Origin of the sequence: Arthrobacter sp. 2MCAF14 (genome assembly GCF_052115645.1) — a bacterium.
GTDB lineage: Bacteria > Actinomycetota > Actinomycetes > Actinomycetales > Micrococcaceae > Arthrobacter.
The window spans coordinates 25,558-44,595 of sequence record NZ_JBFRHB010000026.1; the positions used below are offsets into that span (position 1 = coordinate 25,558).

Below are 19,038 nucleotides of genomic sequence, written 5' to 3' on the forward strand. Positions count from 1 at the left end.
CCGGCCGTCACCGCTCATTCATACATACCAGCCCGCGGGACGCCATCGCTGCTGTTACGTAGTTACTGTCCCCAGTTTGGGTGACTCCCGGAGGGTCCGAGATAGCCTGAGACCGTTTTCAACTAGAATCCTCTGAATATACTTCTGGCAGGGACTCGTCTCTGTCCATGGCGGGTGTTTGAGAGGGGGCGGCATGGAATCAAATTATTGCGAATGTGGCCAACAGGCCAACGCGCGGTGTACAGGGGGATGCGGTCGATTCCTGTGCTCCTCTCATATACGTCGGGGGGAAATTTCCGCCGAAAGGTTATTGGACTTTTTTTCAAGTTCCGGATCTATCGATAAGCCCCTCCTATGCGAGAGCTGCGTGCAAGTGCAAGTCGCCCAGACGTCTAATCACGTCGTCAGTCTCTTGAAATCCAAGGGATTCGAGACCGCCGAACAACTGGCGGTGGAGATGATCCGTGTTGGACTATGGTCGAAATACATGACGTGGAACGCCAAATGGGGTCCATCCGTCGTCCAGTCAGCGACGGGAAACCTGCCAAGCTGGGCGACCGGAACGGCCGTAGAAGTTCTGGAAGAGCTCATCCCCCGGTACGCCGATCGCACCCATACAGGCACTGTCAGTTGGCGAAAGACCAGACGCTACTTTAAGGGATTTTTCAAGCCCCGGCAAGCCGTGGCGGAGCTCGATTCCGGCAAGATCCAGTGCTGGGTCATTCCTGCGGAGACCACCTTTCGCAAGTCTCAATATTCAACGTCTTCCGAGTGGGTGGATTGGCCATATTCGCTCCTCTTTTCATTGGAAGGTCGTCTCATGTGCGCAGGGACTGCAGTCGATCATCGGCGTGTACTCGAATATGAGGAAAAGGAGTATTTCGGCGCCTTTTCGGATGGAGAGGGCGGCGGACAGCCTAGTGCTTGGTCAGTGGCCGACGCGATCCGCGATCAAATTCCGCTGTTGTCCAAGAGACAGGACAAGCGAAGTCCATGGCCAGATGGGCATTGGCTCGACACGTTCGCTTGCGTTGCGGCGAAGTGGCTCCAGGAATCAACGACGATTTGATCCTTCTCTGAACAACTCATCCAGCCACCAGGTACAAGGACGTCGGCCAGGAACATCGACACCGACGACAACTTCGCCGCCGGCTCGCTTCCTCGGCGAGTGCATCCGACCATGCCTACCTCAGCACTGGTTGGGGCGAGTCTTTAGTTGTTCTTGGTTTTGGACTTGGCTGTCGTATTCATGGTGTTCTTGACCTCGACTTCGGTGGTGGGCGCTGGTTCCTATACAGGCTTCAATTTCCTTCCACCACCAGGTCGTGCATACGACTGGCCTTGATCAGTCGCGAGTTCGAACGGATTTCTGACCCAATGCCTGTGGCCCGCGCGTGGTGCAGAATGGGCCGCACCTCATCCTACTGGCACCGCGGTCGTTGAATCAGTGGTGGTACCGTTGCCCAGCAAACCATTGGTATTCGAGCCCCAGGCTCTCACTGTACCGTCGTTCTTCAAACCGTAGGTTGAGGAGAATGATGAGGTGGTTGCCTTGACTCCGGATAGGCCGGTGACTTGCGCGGGCGACGTGGAATTGCTGGTCGTGCCAATTCCAAGCTGACCATAGGCGTTGTGACCCCAGGCCCACACCGTCCCGTCGGACTTCACCACAGCTACTGCGTTGTTGGCTGTTGTGACGCTCCGGATGCCGGACAGGGTGCTCACCTGCACAGGCGTCGTTGAGGCGTTCGTGCTGCCAATTCCGAGCTCGCCGTAGGAATTGGCACCCCAGGCCCATACTGTCCCATCTGTCTTGACCGTATAAACCGCTGCGTCCTCTGCGGGGGCCGTGGCAATCGCGCTGACAGCGGACAGACCCGTGACTTGGACAGGCACAGATGAGTTGGTGGTGGTCCCGTTCCCGAGCTGACCGGAAAAATTGTAGCCCCAAGCCCGCACCGTCCCGTCCAACTTCAAAGCAAGGGAGGTGCTTCCGTTCGACGCAATGCTCTGAACACCGGATAGACCGGCGACCTGAACTGGCACAGGTGAGTTGGTGGTCGTCCCGTTCCCGAGCTGGCCGAAGACGTTATTCCCCCAGGCCCACACTGTCCCGTCAGACTTCAAGGCAAGCGTTGTTTTGCCGTCGGAGGTGATGCTCTGAACACCGGATAGGCCGGCGATCAGAACTGGCACTGAGATGTTCGTGGTAGTCCCAATTCCAAGCTCACCTTGCGAATTGAGGCCCCAGGCCCACACGGATCCATCGTTCTTCACCGCGTATGCTGTGTAACCAGCGGAAGTGATGCTCTTGACGCCGGACAGGCTCGCAACCCGGACCGGCACGGCAGAGTTCGTGGTCGTCCCGTTCCCGAGCTGGCCGGCAAAATTGTATCCCCAAGCCCACACCGTCCCGTCAGTCTTCAAAGCAATTACTGACTGACTCGCCGGAGCGATTGTTTGGACCCCTGCCAAACCAGACACAGCCACGGGCACGTAGGTGTTGGTTGTGGTCCCGTTTCCCAGCTCACCGTAAGTATTCGCTCCCCACGACCACGCCGTCCCATCGATCTTCACCGCAAACACGGCGTAATTGTCATAAGTTGCAATACTTTGAATGCCGCCAAAGCCCGCTGGCACGCTAGGTTGAACGTTCAACGCCGCGGCCACTCTCTTACCTGCATAAGTCCCGGTCACCGTATGGACCCCGGACTTGGCCGCGGTACATCTCGATGCCGTGCAAGTTCCGTCAGGGGCGATGCTGAAGACGGTTGCGGCGGTCACGTCGCCCAAAGACAGGTTGGACGTATCCGCCCCCGAAACTGAGTACCCCTGCGATGCCCCGGCGACGATCGTTGATTGACTCGGTGAGATGACCAGATGGTCCAGAACACGTTTTGCGGGGAACAGGCTCTTCACGAAAAGAGCCGCTAAGAGGGTCTCCCCGGTTTCCCTGTAGGCAAGGTGGGGACAGCTAAGAGAATCGCTACCGAATACCTCGAAAGGATCGCATCCCACCAGGCCGTGTTGGAGTTCCCGGAGGACTCCGGCACACGTGACGATTCTCAGGATGCCTTCCGCGCAAGAAAGAGCACTGGCGGCATTGACCACCGAATTGCAGATGGGGTCATTCACGAGGCAGTAGCTTCGGGCTTTGGCTTGGAAGCCCGGCGGCGACGTCGGAACAGCTCGCGCACCCCATATCCCGTGCCCGCTCGGGCGCTGTGTGTAGGTTCCTTGATCCAAGGGGTGGGACTGAGGGTTGAAGTTAGGGTCAGCAAACAGGATGACGGAAACTACTCGGTCTTTCTGGCTCTGGTTCAGCCTTGCGTAGACCTCCATCATGATATCGGCGCCTTGCGAGTATCCGACCAGTACCAATTTTGTGTTCGTGCAAACAGAGCCCAGGTACGCCAGAGTGTTGTCAACGCCGTTCTGCTTGCTTTGCGAGTACGTACCATAGATTTCGAAATATCGGACCGACTGATCCAGGTAGGGAACTCCGTGTTCGGTGACCCGCGTTCCGGTCCCGTGATACGACGCGACCAGCTTGTCGTAGAAATCTGTGTTCGTTTGTCCTAAGAAGTCTGTGCCAGTAGTTTTCTTGCTGCGGAGTTCACCGCTTCCGGCGAGCCCTACTACTTGAATATCGCCGCATCCTTGGGCTGCGTTGCTCTGCGGCGCGGCCACCAGCAGTGCGGCGAGAGTAAAAAGAATGACCAAGGCCCCACCGGCTGACTTGCGCAGCGGTGAACGCCTTGGGTTCCTTCCGCGTGGGCGAGCCGATCCGGTTGAAGTTAGGCAGAACATGGTCATACACCCTGACTGAGACCATGTAGAGCCTGCTGGACCGGTAGTGGCCGTCGAACTTCCCCCGAGAAGCACGAACTCCAGTCATATCCGACGGATTGTCGCCATGTCAATGACCGCCACACACCGATTCAATCAGAAGACCCAAAAGTGGGTGGAGGAAAGAGCGGAGTCGGGTTCCAAGTGTCGACGGCCGGGGCTAGCGTCTGGGAGCAGGCACGACTTGGAACCATCGACGGGTCCGCTACGGGTCAGCGGCCTGCTGTCACATCCGGAGGATTCGCCGGCAAGATGTCTGTGATCTTCAAATCCATCGCCTGGCAAAGTGCCGTCAGAGTCATCAGCCGCGGGTTCATCGGCGTCCCCGGCTTCGATTCACCCTTCTCGAACTTCTGATACGTATAGGCAGAAATTCCGGCCACATGCGCGAGCCGCTCCTGGCTGAGTCCGCGCGCCAGCCGTGCCCGCTGGAGGTTCACACCAATCTCGCGGGCGTACTCGTCCCACGAGATCGAACGCTTCCTTCTGCCAGTCACAATTCAAGCCTGAACGAGGCTTCATCTGGCGATCCTCATACATGTATGGGAATCTTTAGATGACCATATTTGAGACGTTTACCATGGGGGCTCGGTGCCGGCTAGCAAGCGCAAGCTATTTACAAAATATTCCGTTTGTGGTATATATGGGTCATTGCCAAACGGCGGTTGCAGGCCAACGCCTCCCCCGGATCCTGGCGACTATCAAACTTCATGCGCCCAAGTAAGCGCGCAAGGAACCACCGGACATGAGTATCGAACGTCCAGAGCATCGAACCATCAGCAACGTCAGCCCAGAGGCACTGCCGGCGCACATCGAGCGTGTCGACGAGGCCTTCGACAACACCTCGCTCCCTCAAGCGCATGCGGAGGGCCTCGTGGATAACCAGGTCCCGGATCACGCCCAGGATGTCATCGACATCGCGAATCCAGACACGGCCAACTTCATCGAGCGCACTGCCCGCGACGAGCCGGTTTCCCACCGCCGCCGCAACCTACTCATCGGCCTCGGGGCTGGCGCGGCGGGTGTCGCACTGGCTGTCGGCGCGTTCGTTGGCATCAAGGGCGCAACTGACGGCAGTCACAACGCAGTGCCGGGTTCGGATCCGAAGTTGACAGGCCAGTTGAACGAAACCTCGCCAAGTCCATCGGCGCTCCAGGAACACACCTACACGGTCCAGGAACTCCTGATCCCCGCCACCCTGAGCGGTCAAGACGCAGCCAAGATGCTTTTCGAGCAACGGTTTTCCGCCTGGTACGCAGCCGGCGCGTCAGACAAGCTAAACAGCGACTGGCACAAATCTGCCGCTAACGGTGCAGATGCACTGAAACCAATAACTGCAAGTACAGCCAAAACCTTTGCTGATGCGCTTTTCGTGTCCGACTGGCAGAACCGCCTTTCGCTCGTCCGGCTTGAGCAAAGGGAAGAGGCAGTCAACTCCAACGCCCTCGAAACCTGGCTCATGACTTACAAGAGTCACGACGGACAGGACAAGGAACCATACAAACGTAGTCTGACAGTCGAGAAGGTGGATATTGTAAGTAGTTCCGACGCTTCGACGATCCTGACGGTCTACATGACTGAACATGAGAACGCAGATAAGAATCGCGCCATCCAGATCGACCCAAACCATACGAGCATCGAGGGTAACAAACTTGTCTGGCAGGTCCAGCTCGACAAAGTCGATGGCAGCTGGAAACTCGCTGACTTGAAATGACGGCTCTGACCTTGGAAGGGTAGAACTAGGCGCGCCTAGGACTTCTCAAACCATGCCGCCTGTGCTTAAATAAGCGCAGGTTATGCCGGATAAACGAAAATCGAATTACGCTCGGAACCTTGGTTTCCAAGTACTTGGAAAGGTACAGCCCTTGGGGCTGTACCTTTCGTGGTTTACCGGACAAAAGCGCCCACCGCGAATTCGCCTGATTCTTCTGGCCATGCTGACGACGGTATCGTTGGTGCTCGCGCCTCTGGCGCGCCCTGCAGCGGCTGCGGCGGTCCCAGATCCAGCGGCAATGAAGAACTTGAATGCCGAGATCACCAAGCTTTTCTACCGAAACGCTTTGGCAACGTGTGTTGGCTACTCGCCACTGACGGATGACGCATGGGTTATTCGCAGCCTGGACCGCATCAATGAACAGAACGCCTCGAATTACAAATGGTTTTGGGATGGCGGCGGGCTTTCTCCCTCATTTCAGCCTCTTGACGTTTTCGCCGGACGCTGGCTTCACGATGCCGGCGATTCCTCCGTCGATGAATACGGCCGGGCAAAGTGCTCAGACCCCACATTCATCTCGAACGCCGTCAAAGGAATCGGCTACTCCGCAGCTTCTGGTGACTCGGTCGGGGTGTTTCACGTCCTCTGCGACCTTGGATTCCAACGCGACGGCGGCGACCGCTGTCTGAGCGGAAAAGGTGCCTGGTACCGTAGCGCCTCCGGCGACGCCATGCGCGACAAGGTCGTCAACTCACCCAACGGCAAGGGCCTCCCCGGGATCGATGACGTCAAGACCTACAAATTGCTCACGCAGGGTCTCACTGATCTCTGCAATGCCACTATTGCCCCGAAGACCAGCGCGAACCTCACCCAGGGTGTCTACGACATCAGCGTCTACAACCAGGACACGGGCCAGCCCGAGACGCAGAACATATCCTTCGGCAACGACAAGCGATCGATTTCACCGACGACAGGGTCGTCCTTCAATATCTCAATCCCAGGCATCGGCATTGCATCTCCTGAGGCCTACACCGTGGGTATTACGGCCAACGACGGGGGCACCACTAACTTTCCCGCAGGCGTGCTAAACGCTGGGCAGAACATCGCAGGATCCGTTCGCATCGGTAGCCTCTACAACGGCTGCACGGACATGGTCAATCAGATCAACAACCGACACCTCGCGGATGCCTATACGGCATGGGTGGGCAACCACAAGTCGAGCAGCACCGACAAGCCTGCAGACTGCTCGAATGGTGGCACAACCGACGCTAAGGGTAATCCGTGCCCGGCTAAGGACAAGCCGTCCTGCGCGGTCACCGGCATTGGCTGGATAGTTTGCCCGGTGATTACGTTCCTGGCCAACATCATGGACAACGTCTATGGCTTCCTGGCCGATAATTTCCTGCGCACGGATATCAAGCTGGTCGACACCTCGAGCCCTACCTATGAGGCATGGGCCAAGATGCGGGACATCAGCAACGTCGTCCTGATCATCGTCTTCCTGATCATGATCTACTCCCAGCTCACCAGCTTTGGCATCTCCAACTACGGGCTGAAGAAGATGTTCCCGCGGCTGGTCATTGCGGCCATCCTGGTCAACATCTCCTTCATTGTCTGCCAGATCCTGGTTGACCTCTCCAACATCCTGGGCGCATCGATGCAGAGCTTCTTCCAAAGCCTTGGCCCCCAGATCCAACTCAAGGACGTCAACAGCACGACCGATGTCGCCACCGCCTCCAGCGCCCTGGGCGTGACGGGTATCGCTGTGAGTGTCCTCGGCGTCGCCGCAGGCATCTACCTCGTTCTGCCGTTCCTCGGTGCCATGATCCTCGCCGGGCTCGTCGCCGTCCTATTCGTCGGCTTCCTCCTCATCGCCCGCAAGGCGCTGATTGTGCTGCTGATCGTCATCGCGCCTTTGGCTGTGGCGGCCTACATGTTGCCCAACACCGAGCAGTGGTTCAAGAAGTGGCAGAAAATGCTCTTCTCGCTGCTGCTGCTGTACCCGATCATCGCCGTCGTCTTCGGCGCCTCGCAGCTGGCCTCACATATCCTGGCGCCCGTCGCCGACGCCACCACCGGCCAGCCCGACAACCTGCTGAAAGTCGTGGCCGCCGCGACCGCCGTGCTGCCGCTGTTTATCGTGCCGAGCCTGCTCAAAGGATCCCTTAACGCCATCGGCAATCTGGGCGGAGCTATCAACAAGATCGGAGGCAAGTTCCAAGGCGCTGCATCCAAAAAAGGTGGCGAACTGCAGAACACAGGCCTGGGCAAACTAGCCAACACCCGACTTGGACGAAACGCGTTCGTCCGCAGGATCGGAGGTCGGGCCACCGGACACGGCCGACGCGGCTACGACGCGCTGGGTGCCAAGGCCGAGAACGAGTCCTCCCAACAGATCCTCGATGGCTGGAACCGCGACGGCACTGCCAATGATTTCGCGAAACTTCAAAGTATTGCAGCCAAGAATCCGGGATCCGCCAAGGGCCAAGCGGCCCTCCGACAACTGGCGGCTACGGGAAGTGTGGTCGAACTTGCTGAGATCAGGAAAGGCATCACCTCAGACAAAGACATGGTCGCCTACAACCGCGCCATAGCCTCGCAGTTCACCGCACTAAAGGCAAAGCACCCTGGCGCGGTCATGCCGATGACGCCCAAGGCGTGGGGCGAGGTCAAACAAGCGGAAATGCATGCGATGAAAGACGTCGCTTTGGAAGAGGGCGCTGGCTCCAGTCCGGAATTCCGGGCCAACCTCGCATCAGCACTGGCCGATCCTGAGCAGGCCCGTCACTTCACCCCGAACATACACAACAAGTTCGGCGGTGGCACTCCTGCCAGCCCAACGACACTAGTCAGTCCTGTTGCCGGCACGTCAGCAACTCCGTCACCGCAACAACCGGCGCTGGCTGCCCCGACCGCGTCATCCGTGCCGCCAGAAACACCTGGCCAGCGCGCCGCGCGTGAATCCGTCGAAAAACACATGCAGGAGAGCGGCGAAGCTGACGGGTGGGCAAGGTGGCGCGAACAACAGCAAGCTCGTGAGTCCGGAGGCAGTCACGCCGATGAACAAGGCCGACAAACACCCAACGGCGCAAGCGATGACTACCACGACCGCATGAATCAATAGAAAGGACGGTGATGACCAAAACCACAACACGCGCCAAAAAGACAACGAACCGCCGGGCAAGCGAAGCTGCCCAACTGCCGACAGACAGCGTGCAACAAGAAACCTCCGGCGTTGACCTCAAATCCCGACTGCCGATGACCTGGCAGACCACCGAAGATATTCCGCGAAAACACTGGTGGTGGTTCGCCATCGTTGGCTATGTCGGAATCGCCGGAGTAGCACTGGCCTTGGAACTCCACGCATGGTCGGTCGCAGCGGTCTTCATTGCCGCCGCGACCGGACTCATCGTCACCTACGCCCGGAAACCACGAACCCTGACCTGCATCCTCGGCAAGGACAGCCTGACCATCGACGAGAAAGCTTTGGACCTAAACGACTACCGGGCCTTCACCATCGCAGAGACCCTGACCGGCAGGAACACCCCGACACGCTCACTGATCGTTCTGCTGCCCAAGAAACGCCTCGGCCTGGCATTGGAACTCAGCCTCACCGACGACGACCAGCAGAATCTCGTCATTGCCGAAGCATTCCAGGAAACCATGCCATTCGACGAAGCACTCTCATACCAGACCACCCAACGAGTCCTGAGCCGGATCGCCAAATGGCTGAGATTGTCCTAGCTTGGCCGGGCCTATTGCGAGGAGCCGACGGATTCACGCAGAGTCATGAGGTCTGGGCGGCCTCGTAGCGCGCCATAACCTCGGACTGAATCCGGCCTCTGGAGTTGATAGGAATGTTGTTCGCTCTGGCCCATTCACGGATTGCTTTGGTGTCCGAACCTGCGGCCACCTTGCGCGGGGACCGTGCCCGGCCACCGGCCCGTCGGCCCGCCGCCATGTATTTCGCAAGTGTCTCACGAAGTTCGCCGGCGTGAGTTTCATTGAGATCAATCACGTATTCCGCGCCGTCCAGCGCGAACGACACTGTTTCGCTTGCTTTGGAGCCGTCAAGGTCATCTTCCAAAAGAATTACCATTCGCTGAGTCATGAAACAAGACTATCACTTGAATTAGCCCCGTGAGACTTTAAGCCGTTCAAACCAGATCATAGCCACACTCGGAGGGCCGCCTTTGTAGTCGCTCATAGTCGTCCTAAGGATTCCCAAAGTCAGGGCAGGGATTTCCAGCCCTTCGCCCAAAGAAAAGAACCCACCGTCGAGATGGCTGCGACACCGATGACGGTGGAGCTCTTTCCCGTGGATGGGTTTTGTCATAATTGGACGGCGAAGGCACCACCGAGCGACATGTGATCAATCAGGTCGTCTACACTTTCGTCGGGATTAATCGTTGCCGGACTAGCACTCTGGGAAAAAACCAGGTGGCCCGCTCCGTAGATGAGGCGTCTGATTGTTGGCGAATAACTGGCATCGAAACCAGCCAGCCTTTGATTCGAGAACAGGGTGATTTGAGACGTGAATGAGACTGTCTTCTCACCCGCCTTGAATCGGTCCATGGCTGTCGCGACGACGAGTCCTGTGCAGACCTCAAATTGTTGCAAGTACAGGGTTGCCCGATCGAATGGACTCGCGGCTTCGAATTCGGCGCGCGACGTAAATGATGGTTTGCGATACCTTTTGAAATCGTTGACAGAAGCCAAGTGATTCACCTCCTCGACAGAGATGTGCGACCCTCACGGACCACACATCACATTGATTGTGGCCCGGACAATGGGTTGCAGGCATTTAAGCACGAAACTCGCAATGAGTCAAGCTTTATGCTTTATTCCGCGGTAGATTCTCCGGAACTTCATATTGTTTCCCGGTTTCTCAACGATCCATTTTGCAATTAAATATTGCCATTTGCCCCGTTCCTCAATGTCGTAGATCACGGCGCATAAGAGTTCAATGGAGCTGCCCAGCCTCAGGGCGAAGTCGTCTGTCAGCTGGTATTCATCCCAACCGACCGGGATGCCACCCGCGTCGCTTCCATGAGGGGTGAAGCTTGCCGCAATTAGCTCGGGTTTCACTTGCTCATATATTTCTTCCTGGATCCCCGGTACTCTCGCATTCAGGAACAGGTGCGTCATGGAATTGGGGGAAAACAGTCTGACGTACGGATCTGCCTTTCTTTCCTTCTTGACTGCGGCTCCGTACTTCTGGTCAATCGCGACTTTGATGAGTTTTGAGACAAGGCGAATCGGGCTCGCCAGCCTGTTGTAATGATGGGCTGCTTTGATGCCTGAGGAAAGTAGATCCACGAGATCCTTGAAGGCCTCCTCGAAGCTAAGTCCTGGATTCAGCCGCTGATACTGGCGAAAGGCTGACCGGAGTTCGTCTTGTATCCGTGAGCGTTCGTACTCATGGAAGTCCACATCACCGGGTTGCCCGACCCCGCATGGGTAGGACTGCATGCGGGTCAGCAATCTGGCCAGCTCATAGTAGGCGCCGGCTTCTTCCTTCTTGTACATGGTCGCGGTGAGCCGAGGCGTGCGTGAGGCAATAAAAGCCCGTTGACGATCCCCAAGGTCGTCGCGGCTCCCGATCAAATTGAGTGTGGCGCACAAGATAGCTCGTTCGAGCTCATCAAGCTCAGCGGCAGGTTGCCGAATCAGAATGCATTCAAGGACATCCAGGACGATGCTTGCTGCCTCCTCCAGTCCCCAGTTTCTGGCGCGAAGTTCCTGGAGGACCGCCGGTGTCCGGTACAGCGCATCTCCGGAGTTCTTGATCTTTCTGATGCCTTCTTCACCCCGGAGCCCAAGGCGCCCACGCACACTGAAGAGAGCGGCTCTGATTTCAGTCACAGTCGCCGGGTCTGTGATCCGTTGGCGCCGTTGCCCTTGCTCCACACTCATCCCGGCCTCCCTCTACCCCTCCGGAAACCGCTCCGGTTGCAGTCCGCTTGGGTAAAGAGTACTGGGAGGGGTCGCCGTCGCCACGATATTTCGGTGATGAGTTGCACTTGGAAAGTCATCCGCAAGGATCCCATCTGCAGAGGAAGCGCAATGAAAATCAACCCACCGGTTCATGGACTCCTTCCGGTCCTGTTTCTTCTCTCCACCGTGGCGCTCACAATGAGTGGCTGCGCCGGAGCCAACACGCCAGGTGACCTCGGCGTGAATCAGAAGACCTTGGCCACCTGCCCATCGCGACCGCCAGCCGCCCAAGCTGCGATCGATGTCAGCGGCACAGATCGCATGCACAAGCTCCCGGAAGCCTACACAGCGGCGACCAGGGACCTTGTCCGCCGGACAGCTGTCTGTGATGGGCATTTGTCCGTGGTGGCGTTTTCGGCCAGCAGCACAGCCACGGTCAGCCTGTTCGAGGGCGACCTCAGAATGCCAGGGAGTACAGAGAACAGCCGCCTCCGCCGTGTTCCCCAGGCGACGGAAGATGTCATGAGGACCGTCGAGGAGGCCTACGCCACCAAGATCAGCTCCATTACCCCTGGCGGGACCGACATCCTCGCCCAGTACCGTCTTGCCTCCGAGGGCCGCCGGCAACTAGGCGGCGACCGTCCGCTGGATCTGCTGATCCTGACCGACGGCTTTCAGAACGCCGGCCTCGTCATCGGTGACCGCGTCCTGTCCGACGCTGAAGCCAAGACCCTCGCCACCGACGTCGACGTCCCCCTGCTGCCCGGTGCCACCATCACCGTGGCAGGCATCGGCAAAACCAGTGACCAAGCAGTCGTGGCCACCGACGTCGTCAACGGCATGAAGGCCTTCTACGAAGCCATCTGCCAGCGCACCGGGGCTGCAACTTGTGTCAGCGTCACCGACTACACCCCGGCCGGCGGCTGACCACCATGGCGAATTTGAATCTCTTTACCCCGGGCAGGTCCCGCCGATATGCCTCGGGCGACCCAGTTCATACCATGGCCAACGCCAGCGACGTGGTCAACCTGCAACGGGTCGATGAGGCCTCGGCGATCGCCGCTCCGGACCCTATCGCGGCGGGGACATGGATGGAACGCGGCTTCGGGAAACTGGCCGCCGAACAGGAACACCTGTGGCCCGCCGAGGGCGAACAGGCCAGCCGCGTGCACGCCGCGACCGCCGTCGGTCTGAACAGTGCCGCCGAGACAGAGCAGTTCCTCCTGAGTGAGTCAGCCAGCCTGGTCACCGCCAGCAAGGAGTCCTACCAACATTGCCAGAAGACACTCCTGCCGTGGGTGCACCGAGGACCGCACCACAATCTCCGCTACTGGGTCGGTTGGACTGTGCTGGGTCTCGGTGATGCGGTCGGTGTCGCTGGGGCGGCCATCCTCCTCGGTGAGGAGATCTGGATCGCCGTAGGCCAGGCGATGGCCACGGGGCTGGCGGCAGTCACCGCCGGTTCGGCCGGGCACGATCTAAAGGAAGTACGCATGGCCCGGCAACGCCGACGTGACCCGGACGATCTCACAGAGGATGAAAAACGCTACCGGCGCTTCTTCGACGACACCTCTGCCGGGGACTCACTGTTGAGGGTCGTGGCCTGGTTGGCGGGCGCCATCGTTGTCCTCATCGCTGCAGGGATCTTTGCCCTGCGGGCCAGCATCGAGGGCGGGCTGGCCGGGCTGGTATTCGGCGCCCTTGCCGCCGCCACCGCGCTGGCCTCCTTCTTTAACAGCTACTCGCATGCCGATGAGGTGGCTGACCTGATCGCGGTGGCGCTGCGGGACTTCCGGCAGGCCGTGCGCCGCTACCGGCGTATGGGGCGGGCCGCGCCACTACGGCGCCGGGCCCGCGCACACGAGATGGTCAAATCCATCACCGAGGAACATCGCCTTCGCGGCGAGGCCGCCGCCCACCACGTCCAGGCGCTGAAATTCCAATCGCTCACCGCCAACCCCGGAGTCGTCGGCCACGGCCCGGCCACTAATAATCAGGGCGCCGCACCAGCGGGGCAAACCACGCCACCCGCCAAGGATTCCCGGTGAAAGCGTCTCAATTGTTGCCCGGTGATATGCGTGGAGCATCGTTCCTGAGCGGGCCGGGACAACCCGCGGTCCTCCCCCGGGGCAAGCGGATCCGACTCGGCTACCCCGGTCGCTGCCCCAGGAAGCCAACATTCTCGCTCTGGATTTCGGACGATTCCGGCAGCCTATACGGCCCGGCCGGAAACGACCCGGTCAGCAACCGATACTCGGAGGCACAACTTGCCATGGATCAGGTCGCCCGGAACTGTTACTGCAAGCAGGAACTGATGGCAATCATCCACTTCGACACCCCCACGAGCGGATGCGTGGAGCCGAGGCCTTTCACCCGGGCCGGCCGGCACCAACTGGCCGCCGGGCTGGCAGTTCCGCCGGATGCAGCAGGCAGCAGCAAGCTCGAACCCAGCTTGGCCAAGGCGGAGAAGCTGGCCGCATCCTATCCGGACCATGACGTGGTGCTGACGGTCATGACCGATTGGGAGCTCTTCGACGAGAACCCGTCGGCTGTCTACGCCAGGCTGGCAAAATTTCCCGGCAAGGTCTTTGCGGCGGTCCTGCGGACCGGCCCGCAGCCCTGGATGCTGGATCCGAGGATCACGGTCGTGGCAATCACCGCCCAATCCGAGCCGGGAACCCTGGCCAAGACCATGTTCGAAGCTCTGACGATGCACCGGCCGGACCGAAAACCCACTATCTAACAGCACCCGAAGGCCCGGACGTTGTCAATTCCACAATACGGACGACCTCACCACCAACGCGCCAGGAATATCGATCTCCACCAAGGACCGCGCCCGTCCGGTGGCCCGACTTGTCGCCGAGCAGGCGAAGCGACCAGACGGTTTACCAACCGCATCATCTGATCTTAAGTACAGCCAGAGCACTCGCCAGACACCAAGGCAAACCAGTCATTAGCACCATCGCCCTGGATGACCGCACCCAAAAACAGGCTCAGAAAGGAGATTCCAACCATGATTACCGAATCCATGCCAAAAACGAGAGCGTGCCGCATGGAGGAACGTCGACCCGACACCATCGCCCCTCGCTTTTGCCATCCGGAACGGCTCCAGCACGAGAACGGACCACTGCGGTTCGTCGATCTTTTCGCCGGCATCGGCGGCTTTCACCTCGCCTTCGACCAGGCTGGGGCCGTCTGCGTCTTCGCCGCGGACAACGACCCTTCGGCCCGGAAAACCTACGAAGCGAACTTCGCCGGCACCGATCCCGACCTGTTCACGGAGGAGAGGTTCGCGGGAGACGTGCGGACGATCGATCCCACGGACCTACCGGATTTTGACATACTCTGCGCCGGCTTCCCCTGCCAACCCTTCAGCATTATTGGGCATCGTAAGGGCTTCGAGGACACCCGCGGCACCCTGTTCTTCGACATCGCCCGGATCATCGAAGCCAAGCAACCAGCCGCGTTCTTCCTCGAAAACGTCCAAGGACTGCTCAGCCACGACGGCGGCGCCACGTTCGCGACCATGAAATCGGTGATCGAAGAGGACCTCGGGTATTCACTGCACTACAAGATCGTCCGGGCCTGCGACTTCGGCCTCCCCCAGCTGCGGCCACGCCTGTTCATGGTCGGCTTCCGCGACCCGGACACGCCGTTCGAGTTTCCAGAGCCGCAGGCACTGACCACGACCATGAGCGACGTCCTGCGCGGCAAATGCCAGCGCGACATCGGCCGCACCGTTCTCGTGGGCGGACGCGGCCACCAGCTCGGTCACAGCCGCAACTGGGACGGCTACCTCGTCGACGGGCAACTGCACCGTCTCACCGTGACAGAGGCGGCCGCGATGCAGGGTTTCCCGCCCGATTTCCGGTTTCCCGTCTCGACGACGCAGGCCATGAAACAACTGGGCAACGCCATCGCAGTAGCCCCCGCAGAAGCGACTGCCCGCGCGCTCGTCAAGGCACTGCGAGCACGCCAGAAGGCCACCACCCCGGTCACTTGCCCGTCACGGACAACCCGCCACGTTTCGGCCACCCCGAAAACTAACATCGCCGCCGCTGAAAGGAACTACTCATGAACACCAACAAGTTCCCCCGCAAGCGCTACGCCTGCATTCTGGCCGACCCGCCCTGGGACATCGACCAAAAAGGCAAGCTCGGTGCCGAACGCCACTACGACCTCATGACCCTCGAACGCATCAAAGCCATGCCGGTGGCCGACCTCGCCGCCGAGAACAGCTGGTGCTTCCTCTGGGTCACCAACGGCACCCTCCGCGCCGGATACGACGTGCTCGAAGTCTGGGGATTCACGCCAAGAGTCCCCTTCACCTGGATCAAACCAAAATTCGGTTTGGGAAACTACCTGCGCCATGCCTCCGAGCACCTGCTGGTTGGGACACGGGGCAGGGTGAAGCCCAACTTCCGCAGCCAGCCAACCTGGCTAATGGCCCCTGTTCAGAACCATTCACACAAACCTGAGGAGTTCTACGCTCCAATTGAACGCCTCTGCGACGGGCCCCGCCTGGAACTGTTCGCCCGGAGGCACCAGCCTGGCTGGGATTCCTGGGGCAACGAGATCGACAGCCAGATCAGCATCCCCGGCTACCCAGTGCCGTCCGATTTTGACGAACAGGTCATCCAGCAGGCCGACTCGGAACAACTCCCCGTGGAGGAACAACCGGCGGTGCGCCGTGGCGGATAAGCCACAGCCCCGCAGCCCGCTGCGCTGGCTCTTCGACGCCAGCCTCCTGCTGCTCGGCGCAGCGTTGGCGATCAACTGGGCGGTCGGGCTCATCGCGCAGGTCTGGGCCGGAATCCTCATCGCGCTGGCTATCGGAGCCGTCATTGCCGGACTGGTCATTTGGTGGCGGCTCTGGCGGCGCCGGTGGTGAGCATAAGCGCCACATATGGCGTCGAAGATAGGCCGGCAGCCGCCAAATATCGGGATGAAATACCAGATCATTAATTCTCCAATTTATCTCTATAAAAGAGAGTTGCCAGGCCGTCAAGTCGGTGTTGTGAAATATACAAACTATATTGACGCCGCCAATTGGCTGGAATATAACCAACTGACCGTTTAGTGAAAATAAATTCTTCAGCATGAAAGGAGGATCACCGACATGGGAAAGCAATCAAATCGACGCGGAAAACAAGCGGAAAAGCGTCTCCGGGTGCGCAGCATCCGTCAGGATCCGCCGAACGTTGACCGTCTGACCAAGACGCTCCTGGACATGGCCATGCGCCAAGCAGCCCAGGAGCAGCAGGCACAGGCCGCTCGGGATGCGCCGTCGGAGGCAAGCCATGACTGACCACGGCGACAGTGAGCTTGTCTGGCGGGAAGTCCACTGGCCACGGCCTCTGACCAGCGAATCGGTGAGGGCGCTTGTCCGCCATCTCGCCTCCAACCGCCTCCCCGGGGCCGTACTTTGGGAAATCCGCGGAGAGAAAGGAAGAGTGCGCCATCAAGTGGCGACGAGCAAGCAGCATTCCCGCCGCTTCGCCCATCTTCTCCGGCAGCTGATACCGGGCATCGCTCTGACAGAGCCGGATACGAGGCGGCCAGTCACCACGGCTGCAGCCTTGCGGCTGGCGCCCTCGTCACTGGCCGCAAACATCGACGGTCCCGAGGCGATCAGCCGCTCACTGCTGGCGGCCATTTCGGCAGCCCGCTTCGCGGAAGACCTGCTCGTTCTGCAACTGGTCCTCGGGGAAGGGCTCGGGCCGGGGTTCGCCGACACCACGACGAACCCAACAGCCCCGTGGTGGCAGGCCATCAGCTCCGGGACAACGCAATCCCCGGGCGGCGTACGGTCAAGCCTTGCCAGCAAAGCCGCCCTGCATAGTGTCCGGGCAATCGTGCGTATCGGTGTCGCGGCGGACACCTCAGCCAAACGGCAGGCCTTGGCCCTCGGCGTCCTCGAGGCCGTCGGCACCATGGAAGGCCCTGGCATCCGCGCCGGCCTGGTCCCGGACTCCGCAGTCAAGCTCAATGACGCCCGGGTTCCGAAACTACGGTGGCCGTTGCGGTTGAGCATCGACGAGCTGGCCGCGTTGCTGGCGCCACCGCTGGGCGGATCGGATCTCCCGGGCGTGCCGCCCCTGCACCCCAAACTGTTGCCAGCCTCCCCCAAGGTCGACGGGACCGAACGGGTCTTCGCGTTCTCCGAAGCGCCCGGCAAGCCACGGCACTTGGGGATCGGACCAGAGGATGCCCTCAGGCATGCCGTCTACCTCGGACCCACGGGCAGCGGCAAGTCCACGGCTCTGTTGAACACCATCGTGGCGGACATGTTCGCTGGCCGGTCCATCTGCGTGATCGACCCCAAACGGGACCTCATCGACGATGTCCTGGCCCGCATCCCGGAGAGCCGCCAAGGCGACGTCGTCATCCTCGACGCCAGCGACGAACACCCCGTCGGATTCAATCCACTGGCCAGCACAGGCCGGAATGCCGAAGTCGTGGTCGATGGCATCCTGACCGCGATCAAGGACATCTTCGACGGCATCGGGCCACGCAGCCAGGACATCCTGCACGCCTGTCTGATCACCCTTGTTCGGGCCGGCGGCCACACCCTGGCCGACATCCCCCAACTGCTCAGCGACCCGGCGTTCCGTCGGCCCCTAACCGCCGCACAAGCAAGCGATCCCGTCCTGGCTGGTTTCTGGGCTTGGTACGACGGCCTGAAACCGGAGGCCCAGGCCTCAAGCACGGCACCCCTGCTGAACAAGCTGCGCGTCTTTCTGCTGCGCCCCCAGCTACGCCGAGTCCTCAGCCAGGCCGCACCCCGCTTCAGCATCAACGACCTGTTTACGAAATCGCGGATCCTGCTCGTCCCGCTCAACAAGGGCGTCATCGGAGCCGAGGCCGCCTCGCTACTGGGATCTTTGCTCGTCGCTGAGCTGTGGCAGTGCATCCAGGCCAGAGCGGCAGCACCAGCCAGCCACCGCCGGCCGGTCATTGTCACGGTCGATGAGGTACAGGACTACCTGAAGATCGGAGATTTGGCCGATGCCTTGGCCCAGTCCCGCTCGCTCGGTGTCGGATGGCAGCTCGCCCACCAGTTCCGCAAGCAGCTGTCGGCCTCGATGGCGGCTGCCATCGACAATAACGCCCGCAGCAAGATCGCCTTCGCCTTGGAGATCGACGACGCGAAAGCCATGGCCGCCATGGCGCCAGGACTGGAACCCATCGACTTCCAGTCCCTCGGCGAGTACGAGATCTACTGCAACCTCGTCGCAGGCGGCCAGCCCTCGGGATGGGCATCAGGGAAGACAATGCCGCCGCCGATCAAGATCAGCGACCCCGAAACCATCCGGAGAAGCAGCCGGAAACGGTACGGCCCCACCGAGGACATCAAGCCGCCGCCAACCACCCCGGCGACGCCGACACCAGGGAGCCCATCAACAGAAACCCCAACAGCTCAAGCCGTTGGAAGGAAAAGGAGGAAAGACACATGACTGAAAGCAACAGTGAACCTAACGAAACAGCCACGGCTGGCAGCGACACGGGGCATCCGGTCGCCCGTCCGACCGCTGTCA

General features: G+C 60.1%; 17 protein-coding genes. 12 read left to right on the plus strand and 5 right to left on the minus strand.

The genetic code is table 11. From position 1 onward, the window contains the following. Positions 1 to 373 precede the first annotated feature (373 nt). Positions 374 to 1,069 (plus strand): hypothetical protein, encoded by a 696-nt coding sequence (locus AB4074_RS16825; RefSeq protein ID WP_441414409.1) that lies wholly within the window; start codon positions 374 to 376, stop codon positions 1,067 to 1,069. Between the two features lie 347 nt (positions 1,070 to 1,416). Here the strand turns inward: AB4074_RS16825 and AB4074_RS16830 are convergent, their stop codons facing one another. Continuing rightward, positions 1,417 to 3,723 (minus strand): RCC1 domain-containing protein, encoded by a 2,307-nt coding sequence (locus tag AB4074_RS16830; protein ID WP_441414410.1) that lies wholly within the window; start codon positions 3,721 to 3,723, stop codon positions 1,417 to 1,419. A 338-nt stretch (positions 3,724 to 4,061) separates the two neighbouring features. Beyond that, positions 4,062 to 4,346: a helix-turn-helix domain-containing protein gene (locus tag AB4074_RS16835; RefSeq protein WP_441414411.1), complete on the minus strand. Its 285-nt coding sequence runs from the start codon at positions 4,344 to 4,346 to the stop codon at positions 4,062 to 4,064. Between the two features lie 248 nt (positions 4,347 to 4,594). Between AB4074_RS16835 and AB4074_RS16840 the strand changes: the two genes are divergently transcribed. From AB4074_RS16840 to AB4074_RS16850, 3 genes are all read left to right on the plus strand, one after another. Further along, complete coding sequence (locus AB4074_RS16840; protein ID WP_441414412.1) at positions 4,595 to 5,563, plus strand: hypothetical protein; 969 nt, start codon at positions 4,595 to 4,597, stop codon at positions 5,561 to 5,563. A 298-nt stretch (positions 5,564 to 5,861) separates the two neighbouring features. Continuing rightward, the gene (locus tag AB4074_RS16845; RefSeq protein WP_441414413.1) at positions 5,862 to 8,687 is read left to right on the plus strand and encodes a hypothetical protein; all 2,826 of its coding nucleotides are present in this window, start codon (positions 5,862 to 5,864) and stop codon (positions 8,685 to 8,687) included. An 11-nt stretch (positions 8,688 to 8,698) separates the two neighbouring features. Continuing rightward, positions 8,699 to 9,307, plus strand: coding sequence for a hypothetical protein (locus AB4074_RS16850; RefSeq protein ID WP_441414414.1), 609 nt, complete (start codon positions 8,699 to 8,701; stop codon positions 9,305 to 9,307). Between the two features lie 43 nt (positions 9,308 to 9,350). On the opposite strand, the gene AB4074_RS16855 is transcribed toward AB4074_RS16850, so the two are convergent. From AB4074_RS16855 to AB4074_RS16865, 3 genes are all read right to left on the minus strand, one after another. Beyond that, on the minus strand, positions 9,351 to 9,674 hold the full coding sequence (locus AB4074_RS16855; RefSeq protein WP_441414415.1) for a histone-like nucleoid-structuring protein Lsr2: 324 nt from the start codon (positions 9,672 to 9,674) through the stop codon (positions 9,351 to 9,353). A gap of 221 nt (positions 9,675 to 9,895) precedes the next feature. Further along, complete coding sequence (locus AB4074_RS16860; RefSeq protein WP_441414416.1) at positions 9,896 to 10,282, minus strand: hypothetical protein; 387 nt, start codon at positions 10,280 to 10,282, stop codon at positions 9,896 to 9,898. 108 nt (positions 10,283 to 10,390) lie between these two features. After that, a complete protein-coding gene (locus AB4074_RS16865) occupies positions 10,391 to 11,479 on the minus strand; it encodes a hypothetical protein (RefSeq protein ID WP_441414417.1) in 1,089 nt (362 codons plus the stop codon). Positions 11,480 to 11,629: 150 nt separating this feature from the next. On the opposite strand from AB4074_RS16865, the gene AB4074_RS16870 reads away from it, so the two are divergent. From AB4074_RS16870 to AB4074_RS16905, 8 genes are all read left to right on the plus strand, one after another. Continuing rightward, a complete protein-coding gene (locus AB4074_RS16870) occupies positions 11,630 to 12,427 on the plus strand; it encodes a hypothetical protein (RefSeq protein ID WP_441414418.1) in 798 nt (265 codons plus the stop codon). Between the two features lie 74 nt (positions 12,428 to 12,501). Beyond that, positions 12,502 to 13,548: a hypothetical protein gene (locus AB4074_RS16875; protein WP_441414419.1), complete on the plus strand. Its 1,047-nt coding sequence runs from the start codon at positions 12,502 to 12,504 to the stop codon at positions 13,546 to 13,548. Between the two features lie 266 nt (positions 13,549 to 13,814). Further along, positions 13,815 to 14,243 carry a hypothetical protein gene (locus tag AB4074_RS16880; RefSeq protein WP_441414420.1) on the plus strand — a complete coding sequence of 143 codons (429 nt, stop codon included), beginning with the start codon at positions 13,815 to 13,817 and terminating at the stop codon, positions 14,241 to 14,243. Between the two features lie 270 nt (positions 14,244 to 14,513). Next, positions 14,514 to 15,578: a DNA cytosine methyltransferase gene (locus AB4074_RS16885; RefSeq protein WP_441414421.1), complete on the plus strand. Its 1,065-nt coding sequence runs from the start codon at positions 14,514 to 14,516 to the stop codon at positions 15,576 to 15,578. Then, positions 15,575 to 16,201, plus strand: a complete 627-nt coding sequence (locus AB4074_RS16890; protein WP_441414422.1) for an MT-A70 family methyltransferase — start codon at positions 15,575 to 15,577, stop codon at positions 16,199 to 16,201. The genes AB4074_RS16885 and AB4074_RS16890 overlap by 4 nt, the downstream gene beginning before the upstream one ends. Further along, entirely contained in the window at positions 16,191 to 16,391 is a 201-nt protein-coding gene (locus AB4074_RS16895; RefSeq protein WP_441414423.1) for a hypothetical protein, read from the plus strand. Before AB4074_RS16890 ends, AB4074_RS16895 begins: the two co-directional genes overlap by 11 nt. A 228-nt stretch (positions 16,392 to 16,619) precedes the next feature. After that, a complete protein-coding gene (locus AB4074_RS16900; protein WP_441414424.1) occupies positions 16,620 to 16,808 on the plus strand; it encodes a hypothetical protein in 189 nt (62 codons plus the stop codon). Further along, the gene (locus AB4074_RS16905; protein ID WP_441414425.1) at positions 16,801 to 18,957 is read left to right on the plus strand and encodes a type IV secretory system conjugative DNA transfer family protein; all 2,157 of its coding nucleotides are present in this window, start codon (positions 16,801 to 16,803) and stop codon (positions 18,955 to 18,957) included. Before AB4074_RS16900 ends, AB4074_RS16905 begins: the two co-directional genes overlap by 8 nt. Positions 18,958 to 19,038: the final 81 nt, after the last annotated feature.

What these genes read in the sequence shown, in the direction of transcription:
- AB4074_RS16840 (WP_441414412.1), top strand. Translation starts at nt 4,595, where the DNA reads ATGAGTATCGAACGTCCAGAGCATCGAACCATCAGCAACGTCAGCCCA.
- AB4074_RS16845 (WP_441414413.1), top strand. Translation starts at nt 5,862, where the DNA reads ATGAAGAACTTGAATGCCGAGATCACCAAGCTTTTCTACCGAAACGCT.
- AB4074_RS16850 (WP_441414414.1), top strand. Translation starts at nt 8,699, where the DNA reads ATGACCAAAACCACAACACGCGCCAAAAAGACAACGAACCGCCGGGCA.
- AB4074_RS16855 (WP_441414415.1), bottom strand. Translation starts at nt 9,674, where the DNA reads ATGACTCAGCGAATGGTAATTCTTTTGGAAGATGACCTTGACGGCTCC.
- AB4074_RS16865 (WP_441414417.1), bottom strand. Translation starts at nt 11,479, where the DNA reads ATGAGTGTGGAGCAAGGGCAACGGCGCCAACGGATCACAGACCCGGCG.
- AB4074_RS16870 (WP_441414418.1), top strand. Translation starts at nt 11,630, where the DNA reads ATGAAAATCAACCCACCGGTTCATGGACTCCTTCCGGTCCTGTTTCTT.
- AB4074_RS16875 (WP_441414419.1), top strand. Translation starts at nt 12,502, where the DNA reads ATGGCCAACGCCAGCGACGTGGTCAACCTGCAACGGGTCGATGAGGCC.
- AB4074_RS16880 (WP_441414420.1), top strand. Translation starts at nt 13,815, where the DNA reads ATGGCAATCATCCACTTCGACACCCCCACGAGCGGATGCGTGGAGCCG.
- AB4074_RS16885 (WP_441414421.1), top strand. Translation starts at nt 14,514, where the DNA reads ATGATTACCGAATCCATGCCAAAAACGAGAGCGTGCCGCATGGAGGAA.
- AB4074_RS16890 (WP_441414422.1), top strand. Translation starts at nt 15,575, where the DNA reads ATGAACACCAACAAGTTCCCCCGCAAGCGCTACGCCTGCATTCTGGCC.
- AB4074_RS16900 (WP_441414424.1), top strand. Translation starts at nt 16,620, where the DNA reads ATGGGAAAGCAATCAAATCGACGCGGAAAACAAGCGGAAAAGCGTCTC.
- AB4074_RS16905 (WP_441414425.1), top strand. Translation starts at nt 16,801, where the DNA reads ATGACTGACCACGGCGACAGTGAGCTTGTCTGGCGGGAAGTCCACTGG.